The 25,459-nt window shown below is 73.1% G+C and carries 25 protein-coding genes; 9 read left to right on the forward strand and 16 right to left on the reverse strand.

Annotated elements, in window-relative coordinates:
• Together F4556_RS06515 and F4556_RS06520 are read right to left on the reverse strand one after the other, a co-directional pair.
• Complete coding sequence (locus tag F4556_RS06515) at nt 1-696, reverse strand: response regulator (protein ID WP_184912401.1); 696 nt, start codon at nt 694-696, stop codon at nt 1-3.
• On the reverse strand, nt 693-2,324 hold the full coding sequence (locus F4556_RS06520; protein ID WP_184912403.1) for a sensor histidine kinase: 1,632 nt from the start codon (nt 2,322-2,324) through the stop codon (nt 693-695). Before F4556_RS06520 ends, F4556_RS06515 begins: the two co-directional genes overlap by 4 nt.
• Before the next feature lie 173 nt (nt 2,325-2,497).
• Here F4556_RS06520 and F4556_RS06525 point away from each other — a divergent pair, with 173 nt between their 5' ends.
• Nucleotides 2,498-3,856, forward strand: a complete 1,359-nt coding sequence (locus F4556_RS06525) for a cation:dicarboxylate symporter family transporter (RefSeq protein ID WP_184912405.1) — start codon at nt 2,498-2,500, stop codon at nt 3,854-3,856.
• A 60-nt stretch (nt 3,857-3,916) separates the two neighbouring features.
• On the opposite strand, the gene F4556_RS06530 is transcribed toward F4556_RS06525, so the two are convergent.
• From F4556_RS06530 to F4556_RS06565, 8 genes are all read right to left on the reverse strand, one after another.
• Nucleotides 3,917-4,834, reverse strand: a complete 918-nt coding sequence (locus F4556_RS06530; RefSeq protein ID WP_184912407.1) for a DUF3592 domain-containing protein — start codon at nt 4,832-4,834, stop codon at nt 3,917-3,919.
• 51 nt (nt 4,835-4,885) lie between these two features.
• Nucleotides 4,886-5,839 (reverse strand): DUF6183 family protein, encoded by a 954-nt coding sequence (locus tag F4556_RS06535; protein ID WP_184912408.1) that lies wholly within the window; start codon nt 5,837-5,839, stop codon nt 4,886-4,888.
• A gap of 87 nt (nt 5,840-5,926) precedes the next feature.
• On the reverse strand, nt 5,927-6,541 hold the full coding sequence (locus F4556_RS06540; RefSeq protein WP_184912410.1) for a GTP-binding protein: 615 nt from the start codon (nt 6,539-6,541) through the stop codon (nt 5,927-5,929).
• Nucleotides 6,522-6,926, reverse strand: a complete 405-nt coding sequence (locus F4556_RS06545; RefSeq protein ID WP_376775781.1) for a DUF742 domain-containing protein — start codon at nt 6,924-6,926, stop codon at nt 6,522-6,524. The genes F4556_RS06540 and F4556_RS06545 overlap by 20 nt, the downstream gene beginning before the upstream one ends.
• A gap of 29 nt (nt 6,927-6,955) precedes the next feature.
• Entirely contained in the window at nt 6,956-7,366 is a 411-nt protein-coding gene (locus tag F4556_RS06550; RefSeq protein ID WP_184912412.1) for a roadblock/LC7 domain-containing protein, read from the reverse strand.
• The gene (locus F4556_RS06555; RefSeq protein ID WP_184912414.1) at nt 7,363-9,732 is read right to left on the reverse strand and encodes a sensor histidine kinase; all 2,370 of its coding nucleotides are present in this window, start codon (nt 9,730-9,732) and stop codon (nt 7,363-7,365) included. Before F4556_RS06555 ends, F4556_RS06550 begins: the two co-directional genes overlap by 4 nt.
• 40 nt (nt 9,733-9,772) lie before the next feature.
• Nucleotides 9,773-10,555, reverse strand: coding sequence for an MHYT domain-containing protein (locus tag F4556_RS06560; protein ID WP_184924353.1), 783 nt, complete (start codon nt 10,553-10,555; stop codon nt 9,773-9,775).
• Between the two features lie 236 nt (nt 10,556-10,791).
• Nucleotides 10,792-12,147 carry a cytochrome P450 gene (locus F4556_RS06565; protein WP_281403636.1) on the reverse strand — a complete coding sequence of 452 codons (1,356 nt, stop codon included), beginning with the start codon at nt 12,145-12,147 and terminating at the stop codon, nt 10,792-10,794.
• 211 nt (nt 12,148-12,358) lie between these two features.
• On the opposite strand from F4556_RS06565, the gene modA reads away from it, so the two are divergent.
• The 3 genes from modA (at nt 12,359) to F4556_RS06580 (ending at nt 15,100) form a co-directional block, all read left to right on the forward strand.
• A complete protein-coding gene (gene modA, locus F4556_RS06570) occupies nt 12,359-13,156 on the forward strand; it encodes a molybdate ABC transporter substrate-binding protein (protein WP_184912417.1) in 798 nt (265 codons plus the stop codon).
• Nucleotides 13,153-13,953: an ABC transporter permease gene (locus tag F4556_RS06575; protein ID WP_184912419.1), complete on the forward strand. Its 801-nt coding sequence runs from the start codon at nt 13,153-13,155 to the stop codon at nt 13,951-13,953. The genes modA and F4556_RS06575 overlap by 4 nt, the downstream gene beginning before the upstream one ends.
• A 67-nt stretch (nt 13,954-14,020) precedes the next feature.
• Nucleotides 14,021-15,100, forward strand: coding sequence for an ABC transporter ATP-binding protein (locus tag F4556_RS06580; protein ID WP_184912421.1), 1,080 nt, complete (start codon nt 14,021-14,023; stop codon nt 15,098-15,100).
• 7 nt (nt 15,101-15,107) lie between these two features.
• Here the strand turns inward: F4556_RS06580 and F4556_RS06585 are convergent, their stop codons facing one another.
• The 3 genes from F4556_RS06585 to F4556_RS06595 are packed head-to-tail and all read right to left on the reverse strand — an operon-like array spanning nt 15,108 to nt 18,064.
• Entirely contained in the window at nt 15,108-16,163 is a 1,056-nt protein-coding gene (locus F4556_RS06585; protein ID WP_184912423.1) for a hypothetical protein, read from the reverse strand.
• 51 nt (nt 16,164-16,214) lie between these two features.
• Nucleotides 16,215-16,859: a response regulator gene (locus F4556_RS06590; protein WP_184912425.1), complete on the reverse strand. Its 645-nt coding sequence runs from the start codon at nt 16,857-16,859 to the stop codon at nt 16,215-16,217.
• Nucleotides 16,856-18,064, reverse strand: coding sequence for a sensor histidine kinase (locus F4556_RS06595; RefSeq protein ID WP_184912427.1), 1,209 nt, complete (start codon nt 18,062-18,064; stop codon nt 16,856-16,858). Before F4556_RS06595 ends, F4556_RS06590 begins: the two co-directional genes overlap by 4 nt.
• A 133-nt stretch (nt 18,065-18,197) precedes the next feature.
• On the opposite strand from F4556_RS06595, the gene F4556_RS06600 reads away from it, so the two are divergent.
• Together F4556_RS06600 and F4556_RS06605 are read left to right on the forward strand one after the other, a co-directional pair.
• Complete coding sequence (locus F4556_RS06600) at nt 18,198-19,106, forward strand: ABC transporter ATP-binding protein (RefSeq protein WP_184912429.1); 909 nt, start codon at nt 18,198-18,200, stop codon at nt 19,104-19,106.
• On the forward strand, nt 19,103-19,837 hold the full coding sequence (locus F4556_RS06605) for an ABC-2 transporter permease family protein (protein ID WP_184912431.1): 735 nt from the start codon (nt 19,103-19,105) through the stop codon (nt 19,835-19,837). The genes F4556_RS06600 and F4556_RS06605 overlap by 4 nt, the downstream gene beginning before the upstream one ends.
• 8 nt (nt 19,838-19,845) lie before the next feature.
• Here F4556_RS06605 and F4556_RS06610 read toward each other — a convergent pair whose 3' ends face one another.
• Nucleotides 19,846-20,985, reverse strand: coding sequence for a PucR family transcriptional regulator (locus F4556_RS06610; RefSeq protein WP_184912433.1), 1,140 nt, complete (start codon nt 20,983-20,985; stop codon nt 19,846-19,848).
• Nucleotides 20,986-21,072: 87 nt separating this feature from the next.
• On the opposite strand from F4556_RS06610, the gene F4556_RS06615 reads away from it, so the two are divergent.
• Entirely contained in the window at nt 21,073-22,128 is a 1,056-nt protein-coding gene (locus F4556_RS06615; protein WP_184912435.1) for a ferredoxin reductase, read from the forward strand.
• A gap of 8 nt (nt 22,129-22,136) precedes the next feature.
• Nucleotides 22,137-23,255 carry a fatty acid desaturase family protein gene (locus F4556_RS06620; RefSeq protein WP_184912437.1) on the forward strand — a complete coding sequence of 373 codons (1,119 nt, stop codon included), beginning with the start codon at nt 22,137-22,139 and terminating at the stop codon, nt 23,253-23,255.
• A 5-nt stretch (nt 23,256-23,260) separates the two neighbouring features.
• On the opposite strand, the gene F4556_RS06625 is transcribed toward F4556_RS06620, so the two are convergent.
• On the reverse strand, nt 23,261-23,974 hold the full coding sequence (locus F4556_RS06625; protein WP_184912439.1) for an aminoacyl-tRNA hydrolase: 714 nt from the start codon (nt 23,972-23,974) through the stop codon (nt 23,261-23,263).
• 42 nt (nt 23,975-24,016) lie between these two features.
• Nucleotides 24,017-24,955 (reverse strand): hypothetical protein, encoded by a 939-nt coding sequence (locus F4556_RS06630; RefSeq protein ID WP_184912440.1) that lies wholly within the window; start codon nt 24,953-24,955, stop codon nt 24,017-24,019.
• 72 nt (nt 24,956-25,027) lie between these two features.
• On the opposite strand from F4556_RS06630, the gene F4556_RS06635 reads away from it, so the two are divergent.
• Nucleotides 25,028-25,399: a YbjQ family protein gene (locus F4556_RS06635; RefSeq protein ID WP_184912442.1), complete on the forward strand. Its 372-nt coding sequence runs from the start codon at nt 25,028-25,030 to the stop codon at nt 25,397-25,399.
• The last annotated feature ends 60 nt before the right edge of the window (nt 25,400-25,459 follow it).

Consider the following 25,459-nt stretch of genomic DNA (forward strand, 5'->3'; position numbering starts at 1 on the left):
CTACCGACCGGTGCGCCAGCGGTAGTTGAGCTCCGGGCGGCCGACCTGGCCGTACTGGGGTTCGCGGTCGGCGAGGCCGGTGGTGACGAGGTGTTCGAGGTAGCGGCGGGCGGTGATCCGGGAGACGCCGGTGGCGGTGGCGGCCGCGGTGGCGGACAGGCCGTCAGGAGCGGTGCGCAGGACGGTGGCCAGGGTGTCGAGGGTGGCGGCGCTGAGGCCCTTGGGGAGAGCGGTGCGGTCGGGGGTGCGCAGGGCGGCGAAGGCCTGGTCGACCTCGTCCTGGCCGGTGGCGTCGCCGGTCCGGCCGAGGGTGGAGCGGTAGCGGGCGTAGCGGTCCAGCCGGTCGTGCAGGGCGGCGGCGCCGAAGGGCTTCAGCAGGTACTGGACCACCCCGGCCGAGACGGCCTGCCGGACGGTGGCCAGTTCGCGGGCCGAGGTGACGGCGATGATGTCGGCGGCGTGCCCGGCGGCGCGCAGGGTGCGGCAGAGCTGGAGGCCGTGGCCGTCGGGGAGGTGGAGGTCGAGCAGGATCAGCTCGACGGGCCGGCCGGCCGCGCGGGCGCGGTCCAGCAGGCGGAGCGCCTCGGCGCAGCTGTGCGCGGTGCCGGCCGCCTCGAAGCCGGGGGTGCGGCCGACGTAGAGGGTGTGGGCGGCGGCGGCCACCGGGTCGTCCTCCACCACCAGGACGGAGATCATCGCGCGGCCTCCCGCTGCAGTGGGAGCCTCACCGTGAGCACGGCACCGGCCGCCGGCACCGCGCCGTCGGAGCGCCCGACCTGCACCGTGCCCCCGTTGCGCCGGGCGGTCTGCTGGACCAGCGCGAGGCCGAGCCCCCGGCCGCCGTCGGCCGCCTTGGTGGTCCAGCCCCGGCCGAACACCTCGGCGGCGGCGTCCGGTTCGATGCCGGGGCCCGAGTCGGCAACCCGGAGCAGCAGTTCGGTCCCGTCCACCCGGGCGGTGACGGTGACTTCGGGGGCCCGGGCGGCGGCGTTCTCGATCGCGGCGTCCACCGCGTTGTCGACCAGGTTGCCGAGCACGGTGACCAGGTCGCGCGGGGTGAGGCCGGGCGGCAGCACGCCGTCGTCGATCCGGCTGTCCTCGGTCAGGGTCAACTCGACGCCGCGCTCGGCGGCCTGGGCGGTCTTGCCGAGCAGCAGGGCGGCCAGCACCGGTTCGGCGACCGCCGCGACCACCCGGTCGGTGAGTTGCTGGGCGAGTTCGAGTTCGGCGGTGGCGAAGTCCACCGCCTCGCGGTGGCGGCCGAGTTCGATCAGCGAGACCACCGTGTGCAGCCGGTTGGCGGCCTCGTGCGCCTGCGCGCCGAGCGCTTCGGCGAAGCCCCGTACCGAGTCCAACTCGCCGACCAGGCCCTGGAGTTCGGTGTGGTCCCGGAGGGTCACCACGGTGCCGAGGCCGGGCCCGACGGCCGAGGTGTTCAGCACCACCACCCGCTCCGCGGTCAGGTGCAGCTCGTCCCGGACCGGCTCGGCCGAGCCGAGGGCCCGGACCAGCGAGGGCGGCAGGCCGAGCGAGCGGACCGGTACGCCGTCCAAGTCGCCGGACAGGCCCAGCAGTTCGCGGGCCGCGTCGTTGCAGAGCACCACCCGCCCGGCGCCGTCCAGCAGCACCAGCCCCTCCCGGACCGAGTGCAGGGTGGCCTGGTGGTAGTCGTACAGGTGGCTCAGCTCGGCGGCGCCCATGCCGTGGGTGTGCCGTCGCAGCCGGGCGTTGGCCAGGTAGGTGGCCGCCCCGCCGAGCAGCAGCGCGCCGAACGCGACCCCGCCGAGCGCGATCAGCGGACCGCGTAGCTGGGTGCTGATGGACTGCACCGTGATGCCCGCGCTGACCAGGCCGACCACCCGGCTGCCGTCCAGCACCGGGGCCACCACCCGGACCGAGGGGCCGAGCGTGCCGGTGTACGTCTCGGTGAACACTTGGCCGGCCAGTGCCTGTTCGGTGTGGCCGAGGAACGGGCGGCCGATCTGGGCCGGGTCGCGGTGGGCCCAGCGGATGCCGTCGGGGGCCATCACGGTGACGAAGTCGACCCCGGTGTCCTGGCGGACCCGCTCGGCGTACGGCTGGAGCACGGCGGACGGGTCGGGGCCGAGCGCGGCGTCCCGGACGCTGGGCGCGGCGGCCACCGAGCGGGCCACCGCGGTGACCTGGCGGCGGGCGGCGGCCTCGGCCCGGCCGGTGGTGAACAGGTAGGCGAGCACCGCGCCGCCGGCCACCACGGCGGCCACGATGACCACCTGGAGTACGAAGAGCTGGCCCGCCAGGCTGCGGGCGCGGCGGCGCGGCCTGGGGTCGGGGTGCGCGTCCATGCCAGCCAGTGTGCCCTGCCGCCGCGCGGGCCGAGCCGGGTGGGCGGCGAGAAGCCGGCTACAGCAGGCATGAACTCTATGAACTCAAACGTGACCCTGGTCACTCCGGAGCCCATAGTCGGATCGACCCGACCACCCCGGGCCGCAGCACCCGCAGGCGAAGGAGCCGCACCATGACGACCAGCACAGCAGCTCGGAGACGGGACCGGACGCACTACCTCTACCTCGCGGTGATCCTCGCGGTCCTGGCCGGTATCGCGGTCGGCCTGGTGGCACCGGACTTCGCGGTGGAGCTGAAGCCGATCGGCACCGGCTTCGTGAACCTGATCAAGATGATGATCAGTCCGGTGATCTTCTGCACCATCGTGCTCGGCATCGGCTCGGTCACCAAAGCCGCCAAGGTCGGCAAGGTCGGCGGCCTCGCGCTCGGCTACTTCCTGCTGATGTCCACCGTCGCGCTCGGCATCGGCCTGCTGGTCGGCAACCTGCTGGAGCCCGGCTCCGGTCTGCACCTCACCCAGGCCCTCGCCAAGTCCGGCCACGCCCAGGCCACCGCCGGGCACGCCCAGAACACCACGGACTTCCTGCTCGGCATCATCCCGACCACGGTCTTCTCCGCGCTCACCGAGGGCAAGGTGCTGCAGACCCTGCTGGTCGCGCTGCTCGCGGGCTTCGCCCTGCAGGCCATGGGCGCGACCGGTGCGCCGGTGCTGCGTGGCATCGAGCACCTGCAGCGGCTGGTCTTCCGGGTGATGTCGATGATCATGTGGCTGGCGCCGGTCGGCGCCTTCGGTGCGATCGCCGCCGTGGTCGGCGCCACCGGCACCGCCGCGCTCAAGAGCCTCGCCGTCATCATGATCGGGTTCTACGTCACCTGTTTCCTGTTCGTGGTGCTGGTGCTCGGCGGGCTGCTCCGGCTCGCCGCCGGGGTCAACATCTTCGCCCTGCTGCGCTACCTCGGCCGGGAGTTCCTGCTGATCCTCTCCACCTCCTCCTCGGAGAGCGCCCTCCCCCGCCTGATCGCCAAGATGGAGCACCTCGGCGTCAGCCGCCCGGTCGTCGGCATCACCGTCCCGACCGGCTACAGCTTCAACCTCGACGGCACCGCGATCTACCTGACGATGGCCTCGATCTTCATCTCCGAGGCGCTCGACAAGCCGATGTCGCTGGGCCAGCAGTTCGGTCTGCTGATCTTCATGATCATCGCCAGCAAGGGCGCCGCCGGAGTCACCGGCGCCGGCCTCGCCACCCTGGCCGGCGGCCTCCAGTCGCACCGGCCCGAACTGGTCGACGGCGTCGGCCTGATCGTCGGCATCGACCGCTTCATGTCCGAGGCCCGCGCCCTCACCAACTTCGCGGGCAACGCCGTCGCCACCGTGCTGATCGGCCACTGGACCAAGGAGCTCGACCACGACCGCCTCACCGAGGTCCTCGGCGGCCGGCTCCCGTTCGACGAGACCACCCTGGTGGACAGTCACACCGCCGCCGTCCCGGCCCAGCCGGACGCCCCCGTGCTGGAGAAGACGGGCTGACGCCTCCTCAGACCGCAGGCCCCCGCCCGGAACCCCCCGGCCGGACGGGGGCCTGCTTCCTCATTCGGCGAACCGGTACGCGATCACCATCGCCCCGACGCTCATGGCGAGCCCGACCAGGACCATCGGCAGCAGGATCAGCACGATGCCTGCCACCGACCAGTACACCCGGGCCCCGAAGTTCGCCGCCCGGCGGATCACGGCCGGGTCCGCCGGGTCGTAGCAGATCTCGCCCCGGCCGCCGCTGACCAACCCCTCCTGGTCCCGGGCGGTATGAGTCCGGGTCACCCCGTCCGCGTCGACGAACTCGTAGATCGCGTAGTACCGGTTGCTCGGCGCCTCGTCGCCGACCTGGTCAACCTCGCGCTCGTGACCGGTGACGGTGGCGACGACGGTGATCCCGCGCCGGTGCAGCGCCCAGGGCTTGGGGAGGGACCGCACGGCGCCGACGACGCCCAGCACAGCGAGGCCGAGACAGGGCGGGCCGAAGACCCAGAGCAGCAGGGACCCCGCCATCCGGTGCCCGGGCGTTGAGAACGCCGGCCCGAACCCGGCCAGGTAGAGCCAGCCGAACACCTTCAGCGGGGAGTTCACCGGCCGCAACAGCCGCCCGGGTCCCCCGGAGCTCTTCGCGAGGACGGCCGACTCCACCAACGCCCCGCCGTCACCGGCCCGTTCCGCCGCGTCCAGGACCGGCAGCGCCTTGGTCACCACCCGGACGAACGCCTCCCCCGACCCCCGGTGCCGGATCCGGTGGATCCGCGCCGGACCGCTCGCGGCCCGCAGCACCACCTCCACCCGACCGGACCCGGCCACCACCCGGTCGATCGCCGCGACGGGTATCCGATGGACCACGTCCCGCTGCTCGATCACCACCCACCCGTCCACGAACCGCGCACTGCGCCCCCGGCTGCCCCGCAGCACGATCTCCGCCGTCGCCCCGTTGCCGCCATCCTTGGGCGGCTTCTCCTCAGACATGCCCGGAGTCTCCCAGCACCCACGACCGGGCCGGCGAACCGGGGCAGCGGCTCAGCCCTCCCGCACCGCGCCGCTCAGGGCCCAGGAGAGGCCGGTGGCCGGGTCCTCCAGGGCGAGGTGGACGAAGCGGAGTTCGTCCGTCGGCTCGTGCCAGGTGAAGCAGCGCAGGCGGGACACCAGGGTGTTCACCTCGGCCGGGCCCGGCTCGCCGGTCATCGCGGAGAGGAGTCGCCAGACCGCGATCCGGCCCTGGGCGCTGCCCCGGGCCGGGCCGTCGGAGGCGGCCTGCAGGAGGGCGGGGTAGACCGCGCCGAACGGGAGGTAGCCGCCGGTGACCTGACGGTCCGGGGCCAGCCGGGCGGCGGCGGCCGGGCCGGGGCCGCGGACGCAGCGCGCGGTCGCCCAGGGCACCGCGGCGGCCAGCAGTCTGGTCGCCGCCAGCTCGCGGACCAGGGTGCCGGGCTCCGGCAGTTCGACCGGCCCGAGCCCCTCCCGGTTGGCCGGCAGGGTGAGCAGCGCGCGCCGGGCCCCGCCGGTCCGCAGGTACTCGCGGACCCGGGCGGCCGGCTCCCAGCCCGCCAGCTCCCACGGCTCCAGGGTGAGCGGGACGCCGTCCCGGTCCGGTTCGGCGCCGTGGCCGAGCTCCTCGCCGAGCAGGACCCGGGTGTGCTGGACCAGCCGCCGGACCCGCGCGGGCCCCAGCAACGGGGCCAGCCGTCGCCAGGAGTGACGGGTCGCCAGCACCTCCCAGAGCGGCCCGGCGTCGTGGTCGGCCACCGTCGCGGCGGCGCCGGGCCCGCCGTCCGGGTCGAACAGCCGGGCCGCCAGTTCCGGCGGCGCCCCGTACGCGATCAGGTGGCCGAGCGGTCCGGTCTCGGCCGCGCCCTGGGCCTCGCCGCGCAGCGCGGCGCCGACCGCGCGGGACTCGCGGTAGAGCCCGAGCAGCTCGGGCCAGCGTTCCTCGTCGGCCAGGCTGCGCAGCCTGCGGCACTCGTAGGTGATCACATTTTTCAGCGTACGACTCGTGACGCTCCGTCAGCGGAACGCCACGAGCGGGCTCTCGGCGGTCCTCGGTCGCCGAGGCCACCGACCTCAGCCGCCGACCTCGGCGAGCAGCCGGGCCGCGTGCACCCGCCCCGCGTGCTCGACCAGGTTGATCAGCACCTCCTTGCCGGACTCCTTCCGCCGGGCGTCGCAGATCACCACGGGCGTGTCGGTCTCCAGGTCGAGCGCCCGGGACACCTCCTCGGGGCGGAAGTCCCGGGTGCCCGCGAAGCGGTTCACCGCGACCACGAACGGGATGCCCCGGTGCTCGAAGAAGTCGACGGCCGGGAAGCAGTCGGTCAGCCGCCGGGTGTCGGCCAGCACCACCGCGCCCAGCGCGCCGGTGGCCAGCTCGTCCCAGAGGAACCAGAACCGGTCCTGCCCGGGGGTGCCGAACAGGTAGACCGAGAGCCCCTCCCGGATGGTGATCCGGCCGAAGTCCATCGCCACCGTGGTGGTGGTCTTCTGCTCCACCCCGCCGAGGTCGTCCACCCCGGCCCCGGCCAGGCTGAGCTGCTCCTCGGTACGCAGCGGCCGGATCTCGCTGACCGAGCCGACCATGGTGGTCTTGCCGACCCCGAAGCCCCCGGCGATCAGGATCTTCAGCGTCAACACCTGGCTGTCATCCAGGCGTTCGGAGTGTTCAGAGCGCGCGGAGTCCATTGATGACCTCACGGAGGATGTGCTCGTCGGGGAGCATGGCGGGCGGTACGGGGCGGCTGACCCGGATGAACTCGGCGTCCAGCAGGTCGCCGAGCAGCACCCGGACCACCCCGAGCGGCAGGTCGGTCTCGGCGGCGATCTCGGCCACCGAGAGCGCGTTGTCCCGGCACAGGTCGAGGATCGCGCCGTGCTCGGGGCCGATCGGCAGCTCCGGGCTGTCCGGGACGTCGCTGACCACCAGGGCGATCAGGTCGAACTCCCGTCCGGTGGGCCTGGTCCGGCCCTTGGTGAGCGCGTACGGGCGGACCATCGGCCCGGCCGCGCCGTCGTACCAGCGGGTGTGCTGCTCGGCCGGGGCCGGGAAGCCGAACGGCGACTCGGGCAGGTGGTGGCGTTGCGGGTACGGCACTGCACTCACCCCCCGACTGCGCTGCGCGGTGGCGTGTACAGGTGCTCGCCGACCCGGCGGACCAGGCGGGCCATCTCGTACGCGATCAGGCCGAGGTCGGCGTCGGAGTGCGCGAAGACCGCCAGGCAGCTGCCCTCGCCGGCCGCCGCGACGAACAGGAAGCCGTGCTCCAACTCGACCATGGTCTGCCGGACTTCACCCGCCTCGAAGTGCCGCCCGGCCCCCTTGGCCAGGCTGTGGAAGCCGGAGGCGACGGCGGCCAGGTGCTCGCCGTCCTCCCGGCCGATCCCGGCCGAGGTGCCGATCGCCAGGCCGTCGGCGGAGAGCATCACGGCGAATCTGATCTGGGCGACCCGGGAGACCAGCTCGTCGAGCAGCCAGTTGAACTCTCCCGAGCGCGGTGCGGGGACGATCATCGGGTCTCTCCCTCGGTGGTGTTGACGGTCCGTTGGCCCTTGCCCCGGGCCCAGCCGCGCTGGTAGGCGGACATCGCGGCGCGGGCCTCCTCCGGGTTGCGGCCGATCCGGGGCGGGCCGTCCGGCCGGGGCCGGGTCTGCGGGCGCTCCGGGGCCTCCCGCAGCTGGGGCGCCAGGCTGGCCTGCCGGACCCGGCGCGGCAGGTCGTCCGACTCCGGGTCCAGCGGCTCGGCCAGGGACGGCGGCAGGCGCGGGGGCGGCGGCGGTACGGGTGCCGGAGCGGTCGGCGCGACGGCCAGCCGGGGCGCCGGGAACGGGGTCGGCCGGAGCAGGCCGGAACCGAACGCGTCCGGGGCCGGCGCGGGAAGCTCCGGCCCGGGGGCCGCGCGCTCCGAACGGGGGTTCTCCAGCAGCGCGTTGGGCAGCAGCACGACCGCCGTGGTGCCGCCGTACGCGGAGGTCCGGAGCGAGACCCGGACGTCCTGGCGGCGGGCCAGCCGGCTGACCACGAACAGGCCGAGCCGGTCGCTGTCGAACAGGTCCACCTGCTGGGCCGCCTCGATCCGCCGGTTGGCGTCGGCCAGCGCCTCCGGGCCCATCCCCAGGCCCCGGTCCTCGATCTCCAGCGCGTAGCCGTTGCCGACCTGCTCGCCCCGGACGTGCACCTTGGTGTGCGGGGGCGAGAACCCGGTGGCGTTCTCCACCAGTTCGGCCACCAGGTGGGTCAGGTCGGCGACCGCCTGCCCCGCGACGGCGGCGAACGGCAGCCGGTGCACCTCGACCCGGGCGTAGTCCTCGACCTCGGAGACCGCCGCCCTGACCACGTCCATCAGCGGCACCGGGTTGCGCCAACCCCGGCCCGGGGCCGCCCCGGAGAGGATGATCAGGCCCTCGGCGTGCCGCCGCATCCGGGTCGTCAGGTGGTCCAGCCGGAACAGGTCCTCCAGCTCCTCCGGGTCCTCGGTACGCCGCTCCATGGTGTCCAGCAGGGTGAGCTGACGGTGCACCAGGACCTGGCTGCGCCGGGCCAGGTTCACGAAGACCCCGGAGACGCCGGAGAGCACCTCGGCCCGCTCGACCGCCGCCGTCACAGCCGCCCGCTGGACCGAGCCGAGCGCGCCGTGCACCTGCCCGATCTCGTCCTCGCCGTGCGGCCGCAGCGGCGCCTCGGTCTCCACGTCGATCTCCTCACCGGCGCGCAACCGCCGCATGGTGCCCGGGAGTTTGCGTCCGGCCAGCTCCAGCGCGGAGTTCCGCAGCGCGATCAGCTCGGTGACCAGGCCGCGGCCGATCTGCACCGAGATCAGCAGCGAGGCGACCACCGCGAGCAGGCCGAGCAGGACGGCGGCACCGGAGGTGCTGAACAGTCCGAGCGCGTACGGGCGGGCCTGCGCGGCGGCGGCCGCACCGGCGTTGGTCTCCACCGTGCGCAGGGTGCGGGCCACGTTGTCGGCGGCCACCGACCACTGCTCGGCGCTCACCGCCTCCACCGCGCCCCGGCCGTCCGCTGCGGCGCGGACGGCGTCCTCGTACCGGAGCAGGGCGCGGTGGTCGGTGCCGTTGAACACCGCGAGCAGCGCGGCCCGGTCCACCGGGCGCAGGTCGAGACCGGCGGTCTGCTCGAACAGCCGGCGGGCGTAGACGGCGGCGGCGAACTCGGCGCGCTGGCTGTCCAGCAGGGAGCCCGAGCGCTGGCCGGTGCGCAGCAACGCGTCCTCCCTGGCCAGGAGTTCGCGGGAACGGGCGAACTCCAGCAGCACCCGGCCGTCCGAGGCCACCCGGTGGTCCTGCAGCCCGGTGGTCGCGCCGGTCACCTCGAAGGCGCGGTCGATCGCGGCGGTGTAGGCGGCATAGGTCTCGGCCCAGCTGACGGAACGTTCCGTCACCCGGCGGCGCAGCTCGGCCAGTCCGCCGACGGCCGCGCCCAGCGCGTCCACCCGGCCGGCCGCCTCGGCGCCGAGGCCCCGGGCGTCGGCCCGGTTGTAGCCGGTGCCGATCCCGAGCGGGGCGACCGCCCGGTCGGTGGCCTCGGCGGCCTCCCGGAGCACCGCCTCCCGGCCGGCTCCCGGCGCGGCCAACTGCTGTCCGGCCGCCACCCGTTCGGCCTGCAGGCCGGTCACGGTGGCGGCCACCGGGTCGAGCAGTTCGCTGTGCACCTCCTGGAGCCGCAGCAGATCCCAGATCTGCTGCGCGGTGGTGACGGTGGCGAAGGACCAGAGGGCCATCACGGAGACCACCGGGACCATCAGCAGAGCGACGATCCTGGCGCGTACGGTACGGGGGCGCAGCCGCCGCAGCAGCGCGTGCGCGGCGGGTCGGCGGGCGGCGGTGGCCTCCCGGGCGGGCGGGCCCGCGTGGGTTCCCATGTGGTCAGGGCCCTTTCTCTGGAAGGTGGTTGACGGCGACTCAGGCCGCCCGGTCGAGCTCCTCGATCGCCAGCTGCCCGGCCTCGCGGTACGCGGCGCGCTCCTGGGCGGTCGGGGAGAGCGCGACGAACGCCGAGGTGAGGAACAGGAAGGAGCCGAGCCCGACCGCCAGCGGGAAGATGAACTGCATCGGCGTCGCCCCGCCCAACTCGACCCGGGACGGGTGCAGTTCGACCTGGACGGCGGCCATGCCGGTGTAGTGCATACAGCTCACCGCGATGCCCATCACCAGCGAGGCGGCCGCGGCGGCGTACACGTTGCGGATGGTGACGGCGGCCCAGAGCGCGGCGGTCGCCGCGCCGACCGCGATCAGCACCGAGAGCGCCACCGTGCCGAAGTCGTAGTCGATCACGCCGTGCAGCCGGACGGCCGCCATGCCGAGGTAGTGCATGGCCGCCACCCCGACCCCGGTGATCAGCCCGCCGAGCAGCAGCGAGCGGCCCCGGTGCCGCCCGTACGCCACGGCGAACACGCCGAGGCCGACCACCAGGACGGCGACCAGCAGGCTCAGGATGGTGAGCGGCACGTTGTAGCGCAGCTCGGTGCCGTCCACGGTGAAGCCGAACATCGCGACGAAGTGCATGGTCCAGATGCCCGAGCCGATCGCGGCGGCGGCGGTGACCAGCCAGTTCCGCCGGGAGGCGCCGGTGGCGGAGAGCGCGCGCAGGGTGCAGCGCAGGCCGAGCGCGGCGCCGACGCAGGCCATCACGTACGAGATGGCGGGAGTCGGCCAGCCGAAACTGAAGTGGTCCAGGTGTCCCATCGGGCCTCCGAACGACTCGGGCAGCTGCCGCTCGGACATATGCCGGTCGCCTGTGCGATTTCGGATTCGGATGAGCTGGACGCTATCGAGTGACCACAAGCAGTCACCTGAAGATGTGAAAAGCAGCCCACGCGGGGGCTCGAATGTGCTGCACTGGAGCGGGAGTTGTGCGCCCGGCGCACAGTGGGCTGCGCCGATGGTGAGGCCACCCGCGGGCGGCCCCACCACCTCATCGGCTAACGGCGGGTCAGCCGGATCCGGACCGGGCCTGCGGCCTCCAGGGTGATGCCGTGGGTCAGCGGCACCTCGCGGGCGTCCAGCGCCTCCACCTCGAAGGCCCGCAGCACACCGGCCAGGCCGAGCACCGACTCCAGCATCGAGAAGTGCTGGCCGATGCAGGCCCGCGGCCCGCCGCCGAACGGGAACCAGGCGTACCGGTGCCGGGCGGCCTCCGCCTCCGGGGCGAACCGCTCGGGGTCGAAGCTCTCCGGGTCCTTCCAGTGCCCGGCGTGCCGGTGCACCACGTACGGGGCGACCATCACGTTGGCCCCGGCCGGGATCACCACGTCGCCGATCACGCTCTCCGCGACCGCGAGGCGGCCGATCGCCGGGGCGGCCGGGTAGAGCCGCATCGCCTCCTTGAGCACCATGGTCAGGTACGGCAGCGCGTTGTAGTCGGCGGCGGTCGGCCGGTGCCCGTCGGCGAACACCGTGTCCAGCTCCTCGCGGACCCGGCGCTGCACCTCCGGGTAGTGGCCGAGCAGGTGCAGGGCGAAGGTCAGCGACGTGGCGGTGGTCTCGTGGCCGGCCAGCAGGAAGATCAGCACCTGCTCGCGCAGCTCGGTCGGGTCCAGCTGCGCGCCGTCCTCGTCCCGGGCGGCGGCCAGCAGGCCGAGCAGGTCCTCGGCCTGGGCGGCGGCCGTGCCGCGCTCGGCGATGATGGTGTCGCAGACCGCGAACAGGGCCCGCTCGGCGGCGGCCGCCTGCTTGTTGGTCGGCGTCGGCCAGCTGCGCGGGATGCGCTTGGGCTGGAAGCCCCGGGCGGTCACGTAGTGGTTGATCACCGGGAAGTTCACCCGGACCGAGTCCAGCGCGGCGTCCAGGTCGGCGCCGAACAGGATCCGGGCCACCGCCCGCAGCGCGTACCGGGACATCTCGTCCACCGCGTCCACCGTGCCGCCCGGCGCGGCGGCCCAGCGCTCGACCATCAGCTCGGTCTCCGCCGTGATCGCCTCGGCGTAGCCGTCCACCCGGCGACGGGTGAAGAGCGGCTGGATCAGCCGGCGCTGGCGCTGGTAGTCGGCGTCCTGCGAGGTCAGCAGACCGTTGCCGAAGCTCTGCCGGATCTCCTCGTAGAAGGTGTTCTCCTTGCGGAAGTTGGCCGCCTGGGTGGCCAGCACCTGCTGCGCCCCCTCCGGCGAGTAGACACCGTAGAACTCCGCCCGCAGCCCGGGCGGCCCGGCGGTGAACCGCACCACGTCGCCGTACTCCCGCTGGGCGCTCAGGTAGGTGCCCAGCGGGTCGCGCTTCAGGTCGAACATCGAGCCCAGCAGCGGTACCCCGGTCGGGCCCGGTATCTGAGTGGTCGGCAAGAGAACCCCCTGGTCAGTGAACAGTTGTACGCGTCCCACCAAGCTAGCTGACCCTTCGTCAGCAAAGAAGGGGCGGAAGATCCCGCTAGTTGCTTCGCACATGCTGGCCAGTTCCGACCTTCCCCCTTGCCCGTGCGATGAGACAGGGGATTTTCTGTGTGTACCTGCGGCACTATGATCGCCTCACCGGAAGTAAGAGGGGACCATCCGCATGTCCATCACCGTCCGTCGCACCGCGCTGGCCGTCACCGCGCTCGCCCTGGTCACCGGGCTGACCGCGTGCGGCAGCTCGGGCTCGCCGTCCGCGACGCCGTCCGCCTCCGGTGGCCCCAAGCTCTCCGGCACGGTCAACGTCTTCGCCGCCGCCTCGCTGAAGGAGAGCTTCACCGAGCTGGGCAAGAAGTTCGAGGCCGCCTACCCGGGCGTCACCGTGAAGTTCAACTTCGGCGGCAGCTCCGCGCTGGCCCAGAGCATCGTCTCGGGCGCCCCCGCCGACGTGTTCGCGGCGGCCAGCCCGGCCACCATGAAGACCGTCACGGACGCCAAGGCGGCCGCCGACTCCAAGGTCTTCGTCCGCAACTCGCTCACCATCGCGGTCCCCAAGGGCAACCCCAAGCACATCGCCGCGCTCAAGGACCTGGCGGGCGGCGGGCTCAAGGTCGCGCTCTGCGCGAAGGAGGTGCCGTGCGGCGCCGCCGCCGTGACCGCGCTCAAGGCGGGCGAGGTCAACCTCACCCCGGTCACCCTGGAGCAGGACGTCAAGGGCGCGCTGACCAAGGTCGAGCTCGGTGAGGTGGACGCCTCGCTCGTGTACAAGACCGATGTGATCGCCGATGCTGCGAAGATCGACGGCGTGGACTTCCCCGAGGCCGCCAAGGCCGTCAACGACTACCCGATCGCCGCGCTGACCAAGGCCCCCAACGCCGACGGCGCCGCCGCGTTCGCCGCCTACATCCAGTCGGCCGACGCCCGCCGGGTGCTCACCGCAGCGGGCTTCCAGACCCCGTGAGTTCCGCCCGTCCCGCGTACCGGCGGGCACCGTTCGCGCTCCTGCTGCCCGCGCTGCTCGGCCTCGCCTTCCTGGTGCTGCCGCTGGTCGGGCTGCTGATCCGGGCCCCGTGGAGTGACCTGCCCGCGCAGCTCACCAGCCCCGAGGTCTGGGAGGCGCTGCGGCTCTCGCTGGTCTGCGCGACGGCGGCCACCGCGCTGTCGCTGCTGCTCGGGGTACCGCTGGCCTGGCTGCTGGCCAGGACGGAGTTCCCCGGGCGGCGGTTCGTCCGGGCGCTGGTCACCCTGCCGCTGGTGCTGCCGCCGGTGGTCGGCGGGGTGGCCCTGCTGCTGGTGCTCGGCCGCAACGGCATCGCCGGACGCTGGCTGGACTCGGCCTTCGGGATCACCCTGCCGTTCCACACCTCCGGGGTGGTGCTGGCCGAGGCGTTCGTCGCGATGCCGTTCCTGGTGATCAGCGTCGAGGGCGCGCTGCGGGCCGCCGATCCCCGGTACGAGGAGGCCGCCGCCACCCTGGGCGCCTCCCGGCTGACCGCGTTCCTCCGGGTCACCCTGCCGCTGATCGCCCCGGGCATCGCGGCCGGCGCGGTACTCGCCTGGGCCCGCGCGCTCGGCGAGTTCGGCGCCACCATCACGTTCGCCGGCAACTTCCCCGGCCAGACCCAGACCATGCCGCTGGCGGTCTACCTGGCGATGGAGTCCGACCCGGAGGCGGCGATCGCGCTCAGCCTGGTGCTGCTCGCGGTCTCCATCACCGTGCTGGCCGGCCTGCGCGGCCGGTGGATGTCCAGCACATGATCAGGGTGGGCAGGAGTCCACGAGGGGGGAACTCCTGCCCACCTTCCGTCCCGATCCGGAGAACCCGATGAGCACCTCACTCGACGCCCGCCTGGTGGTCGAACGCGTTGGCGGGCCCACCCGCTCGGGCTTCCGGCTCGACCTCGAACTGCGGGCCGCCCCCGGCGAGGTGATCGCCCTGCTCGGTCCGAACGGCGCGGGCAAGTCCACCGCGCTCCGGGCGCTGGCCGGGCTGCTGCCACTGACGGACGGTCACCTCAAGCTCGACGGCAGCACCCTCGAGGACCCCGGTACGGGCGTCCACACGCCCGCCGAGCGGCGGCCGGTCGGCGTGGTGTTCCAGGACTACCTGCTCTTCCCACACCTCTCCGCCCTGGACAACGTCGCCTTCGGGCCGCGCTGCCGGGGCCTGGGCCGCCGCGCCTCACGGGAGGCCGCGCTGCCCTGGCTGGAGCGGATGGGCCTGGCCGAACACGCCCAGGCCCGGCCCGGCGCGCTCTCCGGCGGCCAGGCCCAACGGGTCGCGCTGGCCCGGGCGCTCGCCGTGCACCCCAGGCTGCTGCTGCTGGACGAACCGCTCGCCGCCCTGGACGCCCGCACCCGGCTGGACGTCCGCTCCCAACTGCGGCGCCACCTCCGCGAGTTCGAGGCGGTCGCCGTACTGGTCACCCACGACCCACTGGACGCCATGGTGCTCGCCGACCGGCTGGTGGTGATCGAGGACGGCCGCGAGGTCCAGTCCGGCACCCCGGCCGAGATCGCCCGGCACCCGCGCACCGACTACATCGCCCGGCTGGTCGGCCTCAACCTCTACCAGGGCACCGCCGCCGGACACATCGTCACCCTCCCGGACGGCGGCCCCGTGCTCACCACCACCGAGGACCTGACCGGCCCCGCCTTCGTCGCCTTCCCGCCCGCCGCCGTGACCCTGCACCGCACCCGGCCCGACTCCAGCGCGCGCAACGTCTGGCAGCTCGAGGTGGCCGGGCTCGACCTGCACGGCGACCAGGTCCGGGTCGACCTGACCGGCCGGCTCCCGCTGGCCGCCGACCTCACCCCGGCCGCCGCCGCCGAACTCGACCTCGCACCGGGCAGCCTGGTCTGGGCCGCCGTCAAGGCCACCCAGACCCACGCCTACCCGGCCTGACCTCCCGTCAGCGCCGCAGCCGACGCCCAGCCAGCACCAGCGCGGCACCCACCCCGGCCAGCAGCACACTGGCCACCAACGGACCCGAACCCCGGCCACCGGTCTCGGGCAGCGCACCACCGCCAGCGCCACCGTCGGGCGGCGGGACCGGGCCGGGCGACGTACGGCTGGGGGACGGGCTCGGCGCGGTGCTCTCCGTCGGACTCACGGTCGGACTCGGCGTCGGCGTGGGTGTCGGAGTAGGCGTAGGCGTCGGGGTGGGCGTAGGAGTTGGTGTCGGCGTCGGGGTGGGTGTCGGCGTAGGCGTAGGCGGCGCCGCGTCGCAGCGCGCGTGCACCTCCCCCAGCCGCACCGCCGAGATCTCGCCCTGGTACACCTGGCTCCCGCCGGTGTCGTTGAGCGTCCCGGAGACCTGGATGTCGAGCCACGCCTCCGCCGTCCCCTGCCGGCTCTGGGCCGCCGGGTCCTGATGCGGCGTCACCACCACGGTGAGCGTGCTGGCCCCGATGGTCGGCACGTCCAGGTCGGCCCCGGTGATCGCCAGCGTCGTGGTGCCGACCGGCACCGCCCGTCCGAGCACGGTGATCTGGGCGCCGTTGGTCCGGTTGTACGCCAGCGCGTACGGGCCGATCGGCGGCGGCACGCACTCCGCGTACGAGTCGAGCGCGGCCACCCCGCTGCCGCCGGTCGCCTTGATCTCGAGCAGCTGCTTGGTCCGGAAGTGCACCACCAGATCGGTCAGTTGGGCCTGTCCGTAGTACTTGGACGCCGCCGCGTCGGTACGGGCCACCTGGGTCGCGATGGTGACCAGGTTGAGCACCCCGTCGGGGTCGCTGAAGTCGCCGTTGTCGGTGTCGCCGATCGCGGTGCTGTCGGCCTCGCCGTAGCTCCCGGTGAAGGCGTCGAGACCGATCGCGGGCACCGACCGGTTCCGCAGCTGCACCAGCTGCGAGCTGGCCAGCGCACCCGGCGCCACCACGGCCGGCGGCCCGGTCAGCGCGAGCGAACCGAGACCGGCCGACAGCACGGCCGCACAGCTCAGCACTACGGAATGACGTCTCATACGAACAAGAACTAACAGCTGATCAGCCGAAAACCCGGCAGCCCGCGCCCGTCAGCGCGGCACGAACCCCGACTCGTACGCCACGATCACCGCCTGCGTCCGGTCCCGGGCGCCGAGCTTCCCGAGCACGCTGCTGACGTGGGTCTTCACGGTCTGCACGCCGAGGAAGAGCTGCTCGGCGATCTCACCGTTGGAGAGCCCCTGGGCCACCAGCCGCAGCACCTCCGCCTCACGTTCCGTCAGCCCGGCCCGGGCCATCGCCTGTTCGGCGGGCCGGTTGGCCCGCTCGGCGGCCAGCCGGCGGATCGCGGCCGGGAACAGCAGCGACTCGCCCGCCGCGACCAGCCGCACCGCGTGCGCGATCTCGGCCGGGCGGGAGCGCTTGAGCAGGAAGCCGTCGGCACCCGCCCGCAGCGCCTCGTAGACGTAGTCGTCGTTCTCGAAGGTGGTGACCACCAGGATCTTCGGCGGGTCGGCACTGGCGGCCAGGATCGCCTTGGTCGCGGTCAGACCGTCCACCTCGGGCATCCGGACGTCCATCAGCACCACGTCCGGCTTCAGCGCGCGGGCGAGCGTCATCGCCTCCGCGCCGTCCGCTGCCTCGCCCACCACCCGCAGGTCGCCCTGCGCCTCCAGCACGGCCCGCAGCCCGGCCCGGACCAGCTCCTCGTCGTCCACCAGCAGGATGTCGATCATGAGCCCAACCGTAGTGGCAGCCGGACCGTCAGCACCCAGTCCTCCCCTTCCCACCCCGCAGCGGCCTCGCCGCCCAGCAGGGTGGCCCGTTCCCGGATGCCACGCACCCCCTTGCCGCCACCCCTGGGCGAACTCCCGGCCGAGGAGCGGCCGTTGGCGCAGCGCAGCTCCAACTGCCCGTCCCGGACCGCGATCCGGGCCACCACGGCCGCACCCGGCGCGTGCTTGAGCGCGTTGGTCACCGCCTCCTGGACGATCCGGTACGCCTCCCGGGACAGCACTCCGGGCAGCACGCCGGCCGGGATCTCCACCGTGGCCTGGACCGGGTGCCCCGCCGCCCGGGCGGTCTCGAACAGCGCCGGCAGCTGCTCCACGCCCGGCTGCTCCACGGCGGACCCCTCGGGGGTGTCCCGGAGCAGCACCAAGGTCCGTTCCAGGTCGTCCATCGCCCGCCGCCCGGTCTCCTCGATCACCTCCAACGCCTTGGCCACGAAGGCCGGATCGGCCACCTCCCGGGCCGCCCCGGCCTGCAGTACGGTCACCGTCAGCGCGTGGCCGATCGAGTCGTGCAGCTCCCGCGCCAGCCGGTTGCGCTCCAGCAGCCGTTCGGCCCGCAACTCCGCCTCGGCCAGCCGCTCGCCCAGTGAGGCTCCCAACAGCCGTACTGCCATGGCAAGTTGCAGACGCCCGGCGATCACCACGAACCAGCCCAACAGGAACACCAGTACCGGAGCGAGCAGCGGGTACAGCAACAGCGGCCCGCCCGAAGGAAGTTGCCACCCGAACACGCCGGGTGGCCGGCCCCGGAACGGCTGGGTGGACAGCGACCAGACCGCGGTCAGCCCGTGCACCGTCCCGAAGCCGACCACCGTGCCCAGCGCGACCCGGCCGATCAGCCAACCCGCCGTCCGCCGACGATCGTTCCAGCCGACCGAGGAGCTGACACCGATCAGCTCCTCCCGCACCGGCATCAGCAGCAGCCTGGCCTGGACGCCCTCGGCCCGCCGGGTGGCGGGCACCAGGGCGACCAGCGTGAGCAGTGTGCCGTCCAGCAGCACACTGGCCGTCAGGACCCGCCCCAGGCCGACCCCTTCGGTTCCCGGGTAGATCAGCAGCACCACCCCGACGAAGACCACACCGATCATCAGGTGCAGCCACCTGGCGTAGGTGGCGGCGGCGAACAACGGCTGGAGGATCTTCGGCATCCCGACATCGTGCCAGCTCACCGCCACCCTCCGGCTCCCTCCCGAGAGGGAGGCGGTCCCCTCCCCGGCGGGATCCGCCCGTCCACCCGCTCCGCTGGAATGGATCACGTCAGCAACGACCAGGGAGGAAGCCGTGATCCGAGTACAGGACCTCAGCAAGAGCTACGGGGAGACCCGGGCGGTGGACGGGCTCTCCTTCGAGGTGCGCCCCGGCAGCGTGACCGGCTTCCTCGGCCCGAACGGGGCAGGCAAGACCACCACCATGCGGATGATCCTCGGTCTCGACCGGCCGACCGCCGGGCAGGCCCTGGTCAACGGCACGCCGTACGCCGAACTGGCCGACCCGCTGCGGCAGGTGGGCGCGCTGCTGGACGCCCACGCCGTGCACGGCGGCCGGACCGCCCGGGGGCACCTGCTCTGCCTGGCCCGCAGCAACGGCATCCCGGACCGCCGGGTGGCGGAGGTGCTGGCCCAGGTCGGCCTGGCCGAGGTGGCCCGCAAGCGGGTGAAGGGCTTCTCGCTCGGGATGCGGCAACGGCTCGGGGTGGCGGCGGCGCTGCTCGGCGACCCGCCGGTGCTGCTGCTGGACGAGCCGGTGAACGGCCTCGACCCGGAGGGCATCCGGTGGATCAGGACCCTGCTGCGCGGCCTGGCCGCCGAGGGCCGGGCGGTGCTGGTCTCCTCGCACCTGATGTCGGAGATGGCCCTGACGGCGGATCACCTGGTGGTGATCGGCCGGGGCCGGCTGCTGGCCGACGCGAGCACCGCGGACTTCATCGCCGAGCACGGCCGCCCACGCCTGCGGGTCCGCGCGGTGGACCCGGAGAAGCTCACCCGGCTGCTGAGCGGTTCGGAGCTGACCGCCGAACCGGTGGCCGACGGGGCCTGGGAGGTCACCGGGGTGACCGGCGAGGAGTTCGCCCGGTTCGCGGCCGACCACCGGGTGGTGCTGTACGAGATCGCGGCCCAACAGGACTCTCTCGAGGAGGCTTTCATGCGGATGACAGCGGACAGCGTCGAGTACCGGGCGGTGGCGGCATGACCACCACGACCGTGCTCCGCTCCGAGTGGACCAAGCTCACCACCCTGCGCTCGCAGTGGTTCACCCCGCTGCTGGCCGTGCTGATCAGCGTCGGCATCACGCTGGCGGTCAACCTGGCCTACGCCCAGGACACCTCACTGACCGAGGACCCGAGCGTCGGCCTGTTCTACGGCTTCAACTTCGGTCAGGTCGCGCTCGCCTGCTTCGGCATCCTGCTGATGGGCCAGGAGTACAACTCCGGCACCGTCCGCGGTTCGCTCACCGCCGTCCCGCGGCGCGGGCTGCTCTACGGCGGCAAGCTGCTGGTCGGATCCGGGGTCGGCCTGCTGGCCGGACTGCTGATCACCGGGGGCAGCCTGCTCGCGGTGGACCGGGCGCTCGGCGTGGACCTGACCGCACCCGGCACGGTCCGCAGCCTCACCGCAGGCGTGCTCTACTGCCCGCTGCTGGTGCTGATCTGCCTGGGCGTCACCTCGATGCTGCGGAACCTGACGGCCGCCATGGGCCTGCTCACCCCGACCGTCTTCCTGGGCACCATCATGCTCAGCGCGATCCCGGGGGTCCGCGACGTCGCCCAGTTCCTGCCGGACCGGGCCGGGCAGTACGCCTTCCGCCAGCAGCCCGACCCGAACATCTGGTACGGCCACTGGACCGGCCTGCTGATCATGGCGGCCTGGGCGGCCCTGGCGGTCTGGGGCGGCTGGCGGTCCCTCAGCCGCAAGGACGTCTAGAGTCCGCGTCAGCTGCCCCGAAGACCCACCGCCAGGGTCAGTTCGAGGACCCGGTGCGGCGAGGCCAGATCCGGAAACAGCTCCCGCAGCTGCGCCATCCGGTACCGGACCGTCTGAGGATGGACGAACAGCGCCGCCGCCACCTCGTCCCGCCTGCCCTGGTGCAGCAGCCATTCCCGCAAGGTCTCCTCCAGCCGCCGTGCCGTCGCGACGGGCAGGGTCCGCAACGGCGCGAGAGCCCGGGCACGCAGGTCCGCGAACGCGTCCGCGTCGGCGCTCAGCACCAGCTCGGGCAGGTGGTCCTCGGTGTCGCGGATCTCGGAGGAGAGGGAGCGCGCCCGTACGGCCCGGGCGTACGAGGCGGACGCACGGGTCCACGGCCGGGCCGGACCGACCACGGCGGCGCGGTCGGTCAGCTGCCGCAGGAGGTGTGGTCGGTCGGCATCGGGGACGAGCAGCACACCGGTGGCGTCCGGCAGATCGTCGAGGACGAGCGTGCTTGGGTCGAGCTCCCGGTAGGCGGGCCGGGCCTGGGCGGCGGGCAGCAGGACCGCGGTCAGTGAAACCGGGGGCTGCCACCCGGCCCGTTGCACAGCGGCCAGCAGCACGTCCGGGCTCGCGCCGGCCAGGAGGTCGCGGGCCAGGTGTTCCAGGTTGCGCTCGTGGGCCCTGCCCCGGGCGGCCAGTTCGTCGGCATGGCCCGCGGCGCTCGCGGCGGAGAGCTCGTCGATGTAGGCGAAGGTCAGCTCGGCGAACTTGGCGACCCCGGCGGCGGGCAGACCCGCGGGTACGGCACCCGCCGCCAGGCACCGCCAGGCCACCCGGGCGCCGACCCGGTAGGCGCTGAGCAGGGCGTCCATCGAACGGCCGTCGCGCACTTCGCCGCGGCCCAGCTCGTAGGCCGCGTCACCGGCGTCGCCGCCCGTGGCGTTCCCGCTCGCGAGGTCCAGGTAGTGCCCCAGGGCGGTGCGGACGGCTCGGCGGATGGTGCCGCCCATGCGGCCCGAAAGGGCGTTGGCGTAGGGCGGGACCTCGGCGATGACCGCTTCGACGACCTCGTCGGCGGTGGCCGTCAGCGCGGCCCGGAGCACGGTGACCGTCGTCTCGTCCAGGACCAGCTCACCGGTCCTCCGGATTGCATGACTCACGTTCTTGTTCCCTGCGAACAATTCAGCCGACCAGATTTACGTCTTATGGTCAGGACTTTACGCCCTGCGGCGCAGCAAGCTGGAGTCATGACGAGTACAGCCCTCCGCAGCAGGGCGTGGAAACTGCTGGAGATGGTCACGACGCCGCTGCTGCCGTCGGACTACCTCGACCTGGTCAGCCCGCTGCGTGCGGGCGCCGACCTGCGGGGGCGCATCGAGGCCGTGCACCCCGAGACGGGTGACGCCGCGACCGTCGTGATCAGGCCGGGACGGGGCTGGCGCGGCCACACGGCCGGGCAGTACGTGCGGGTCGGGGTCGACGTCGACGGCAGGCGCCTGTGGCGCGCCTACTCCATCACCTCACCGACGGACCGTCAGGACGGCCGCATCACGATCACCGTGAAGGCGATCCCGGACGGCAAGGTCAGCAACCACCTCGTCCACCGGACGACACCGGGCACGCTGGTCCAACTCGACCAGCCGGCCGGTGACTTCGTACTGCCGCCGGCCAAGCCCGCCAAGGTGCTCTACCTGACGGCCGGCAGCGGCGTCACACCCGTGATGGGCATGCTGCGCGACACCGGGTTCGACGACGTCGTCATGGTCCACTGCGCGCCGCGGCCGCAGGACGTGATCTTCCGCAACGAACTGCACGGCCTGGTCGCGGACGAGAAACTGCGCCTCACCGAGGTGCACACCGCCACGGACGGCAGGCTCGACATCGCCCGTCTCGGCGAGCTCGTGCCCGACTGGGCCGAGCGCGAGACCTGGGCCTGCGGGCCCGAGGGCCTGCTCGACGCCGCGGAGCGGCACTGGGCCGGGCACGGCGTCCAGGAGCGGCTGCACACCGAACGGTTCCGCCCCCGCGTCGTCGTCACCGGCGACGGCGGCGAGGTCACCTTCAGCGCCACCGGCAGGACCGTCGACGCGGACGGCGCCACGCCGTTGCTGGACGTCGGCGAGGAGGCCGGCGTGCTCATGCCCTCCGGGTGCCGCATGGGCATCTGCTTCGGGTGCGTCACGCCGCTCAAGGCGGGCGCCGTCCGCGACCTGCGCACCGGCGAGATCACCGAGGCCGAGCCGGGCGTCCTCATCCAGACCTGCGTGTCCGCCGCGGCGGGCCCCTGCGACATCGAACGGTAGAGGCAACCTTGACCGCCATCGACCCCACCGCCCACCTGACCGCAGAGCAGATCGAGGAGCTCGGCCGCGAGCTGGACGCGATCCGCGACGAGGTGATCGCCGACCGCGGCGAGAAGGACGCCGCCTACATCCGCAAGGTCATCTCGGTGCAGCGCAAGCTCGAGCTGGCCAGCCGGGGTGTGCTGCTGTTCTCGATCTTCCCGCCCGCGTGGCTGATCGGCACCGCCGGCCTGTCCGTGGCGAAGATCATGGACAACATGGAGATCGGCCACAACGTCCTGCACGGCCAGTGGGACTGGATGCGGGACCCGAAGATCCACTCCACCACCTGGGAGTGGGACCACGTCTCGCCGGCCGAGCAGTGGAAGCACTCGCACAACGAGCTGCACCACACGTACACCAACGTGATCGGCAAGGACAACGACCTCGGCTACGGCATCATGCGCGTCGACGAGGACCAGCGGTGGCACCCGTTCCACCTCGGCCAGCCGCTGTGGAACTTCCTCAACGCCTGCTTCTTCGAGTACGGCATCGCGGCGTACGACCTCGAACTCGGCAAGAACCTGCAGAAGCGCCGCCGCCGGAGCCCGGAGTTCCGCGCGCGGGCCAGGGCCGTGGGCCGCAAGATCCGCAAGCAGGTGCTCAAGGACTACGTGATCCACCCGCTGCTGTCGGGCCCGTCGTTCCTCACAACGCTCGCCGCCACGTTCACCGCGAACCTGGTCCGCAACATCTGGACCCACTCGGTGATCATGTGCGGGCACTTCCCCGAGGGCGTCCAGGTCTTCGAGCGCCGGTCGGTCAAGGGCGAGACGCGCGGCCAGTGGTACCTGCGCCAGATGATGGGCTCGGCGAACATCAGCGGCAGCCGGGCCATGCACTTCATGACGGGCAACCTGTCCCACCAGATCGAGCATCACCTGTTCCCGGACCTGCCGAGCAACCGGTACGCCGAGGTCGCGGTGAAGGTGCGCGCGCTGTTCGAGAAGTACGAGCTGGAGTACGTCACCGGGCCGCTGCCCAAGCAGGTGTTCTCCGCGTGGCACAAGGTCTTCCGGCTCTCACTGCCGAACCGGAAGCCCAAGGTCAAGACGCCGGACCACAGGCAGGAACTCGTCGCGGCCTGATTCGCTCAGTGCAGCGCCGGGTGGTCGGCCACCACGGTGCAGCTGCCGGGGGCGATCTCGGTGAAGCCCGCGTCGCGGACCACCGGCAGGTGACCGTCCGTCAACTCGGCCCAGGCCTCCTTCGACGCCGTCCGGACGGCCAGCGGGAAGCCGGCCTCCGCCCACTCCTTGCGCTGCGCGTCGTCCAGCCGCCACCAGGCGAGCTGGGCGGCGTGGCCGGTCTGCGCCATGGTCTTGCCGGCGCTCATCTCGAGCTCCGGGTTGAGCCAGAGCACCGGCACCCCGTCCTCGACCGGGCCCGGCTCCTGAGGGTCGTCCAGGTCGGTGCCGGAGACCTGGAGCTTGGCCAGTTCCTTCGGCCACCCGTCCAGCGGGATCGGCGGGTACACCCGCACCTCGGCCTGACGCCCCGTCACGGTGATCCCCGGCAGCTCGTTCGCCTTGCGCCACTCGCCGCCCCGGGCCCGCCGGACCACCTTGCGGATCCGGGCGTCCTCCCAGGCGGCCACCCGCTCCGCCCACTCCCCCTCGACCTCGGTCACCCGGGCGTCGGCGAGCAGGGTGAGCACCGCCCGAGCCGAGGTCTCCAGCGCGTCGGTACGGGCCGGGGGTTCGGCCTTCTCCAGCCGGACCACCAGCGGCAGCACGTACTGCGGCTGGTCGTCACGCGGGTCGGAGGCGGCCGGGGTGCTGGGAGCGGTGAAGGGAGACGTGGTCACCCCACCAGCATGCCAGCCGCCCGGCCGCGTCCTCCGCGCAGGTCAGCGCCGGTAGCCCCGGCCCGCCTCGCGCTCCTCGGCGTCCTCGTAGGTGAGGAACCAGCCCTCCGGGTGGGTGGCGGCCAGCAGTTGGTCGGTCCGGTCGGCGGCGTCCAGGTCGGGATCGCCCTGCTCCTCCGGGCCGTACACCCCGAACAGCTCGTCCGCGCAGCCGTCCCAGTCGTAGTCGTACAGGTCGACCGGCAGCTCGCCCATCATGTCGGCGACCGCCTGCGGCTGGGCCCCGAGCAGCTCCCGGGCGTCCACCAGGGCCAGCCGGAGCGCGAGTTCCTCGGCCAGGCAGCGCGGCAGCGGCCACTCGCCGAGCGCCAGGTCGTCGGCCAGGTCGTCGAAGGTACGGGCCATCGAGCGGCGCCAGCCCCGGTGCAGGTTCCAGGTCCGGCGGGGCAGCCGGGCCAGGACGGCCCAGTCCGCCTCCTCCTCGTCGGTGACCGGGTCGCCCTCGTGCTCGTCCAGGTCGTCGTAGGCGGCGTCCGCCAGCGTGATCAGCTGGGTGTGCAGGAGGCAGGCGGTGCGCGGCGTCAGGGTCCAGTCCCCGGTGCCGCCGCCCTCCTCCTCGTCCAGGTCGAGCGGGAACAGCTCGGCGAAGTCCGGCGCGAAGTCGTCGGTCAGCGCGATCTCCAGCGTGCCGCCCAGTGCCTCCACCCCGGGAATCGCGGCCACCAGCCGGTCCGGGTGCAGCAGCGCACCGAGCGCCGCGTTCGGATCCTCGGAGACCTCCCGCAGCAGCGCCTCCCGCTGCCCCGCCGGGTCGACCCCGGCGAAGTCCAGCTCCGCAACGGCCGCGCGGGCGGCGGCCCGCAACGCGTCCCAGTCGGTGATCCGGATGCCGAGCACCACCGTCGCCTCGATCTCCTGCGCGCCGGAGTCACCGGAATCCGCCGCCGCGCCCGGCCCCTGATGATCGCTTCGCTCGCCCATGGGTCAAGGTTTACAGACTGTTCGCGAGCGAGTCCACCGGCTTGGCAAGCCTTCCAACGGCAGGATGAGGGCATGAGCAACCTTGACGAGTACGGCGGCGGGCAGGGCCCGAGTGCCGATGTGCTGGTGGTCACGACCAACGACGTGCCCGGGTATCGGGTGGACCGGGTGATCGGCGAGGTCTTCGGCCTCACCGTGCGCAGCCGTCACCTGGGCACCCAGATCGGCGCCTCCTTCAAGTCGATGCTGGGCGGCGAGCTCAAGGGGCTCACCAAGACCCTGGTCGAATCCCGTAATCAAGCCATGGAGCGGCTGGTCGAGCAGACCAAGGCGCGGGGCGGCAACGCGGTGCTGATGATGCGCTTCGACGTGACCGAGGCGGCGGACCTGGGCACCGAGATCTGCGCGTACGGCACGGCCGCGGTGATCTCGCCCGCGCAGTAGGGAACACGGCCGTCAAGGCCGATGTTTCACAGGCGTGACTGTTTACGATGCAACGACCGA

This window comes from Kitasatospora gansuensis (assembly GCF_014203705.1).
Taxonomy (GTDB): Bacteria; Actinomycetota; Actinomycetes; order Streptomycetales; family Streptomycetaceae; genus Kitasatospora; species Kitasatospora gansuensis.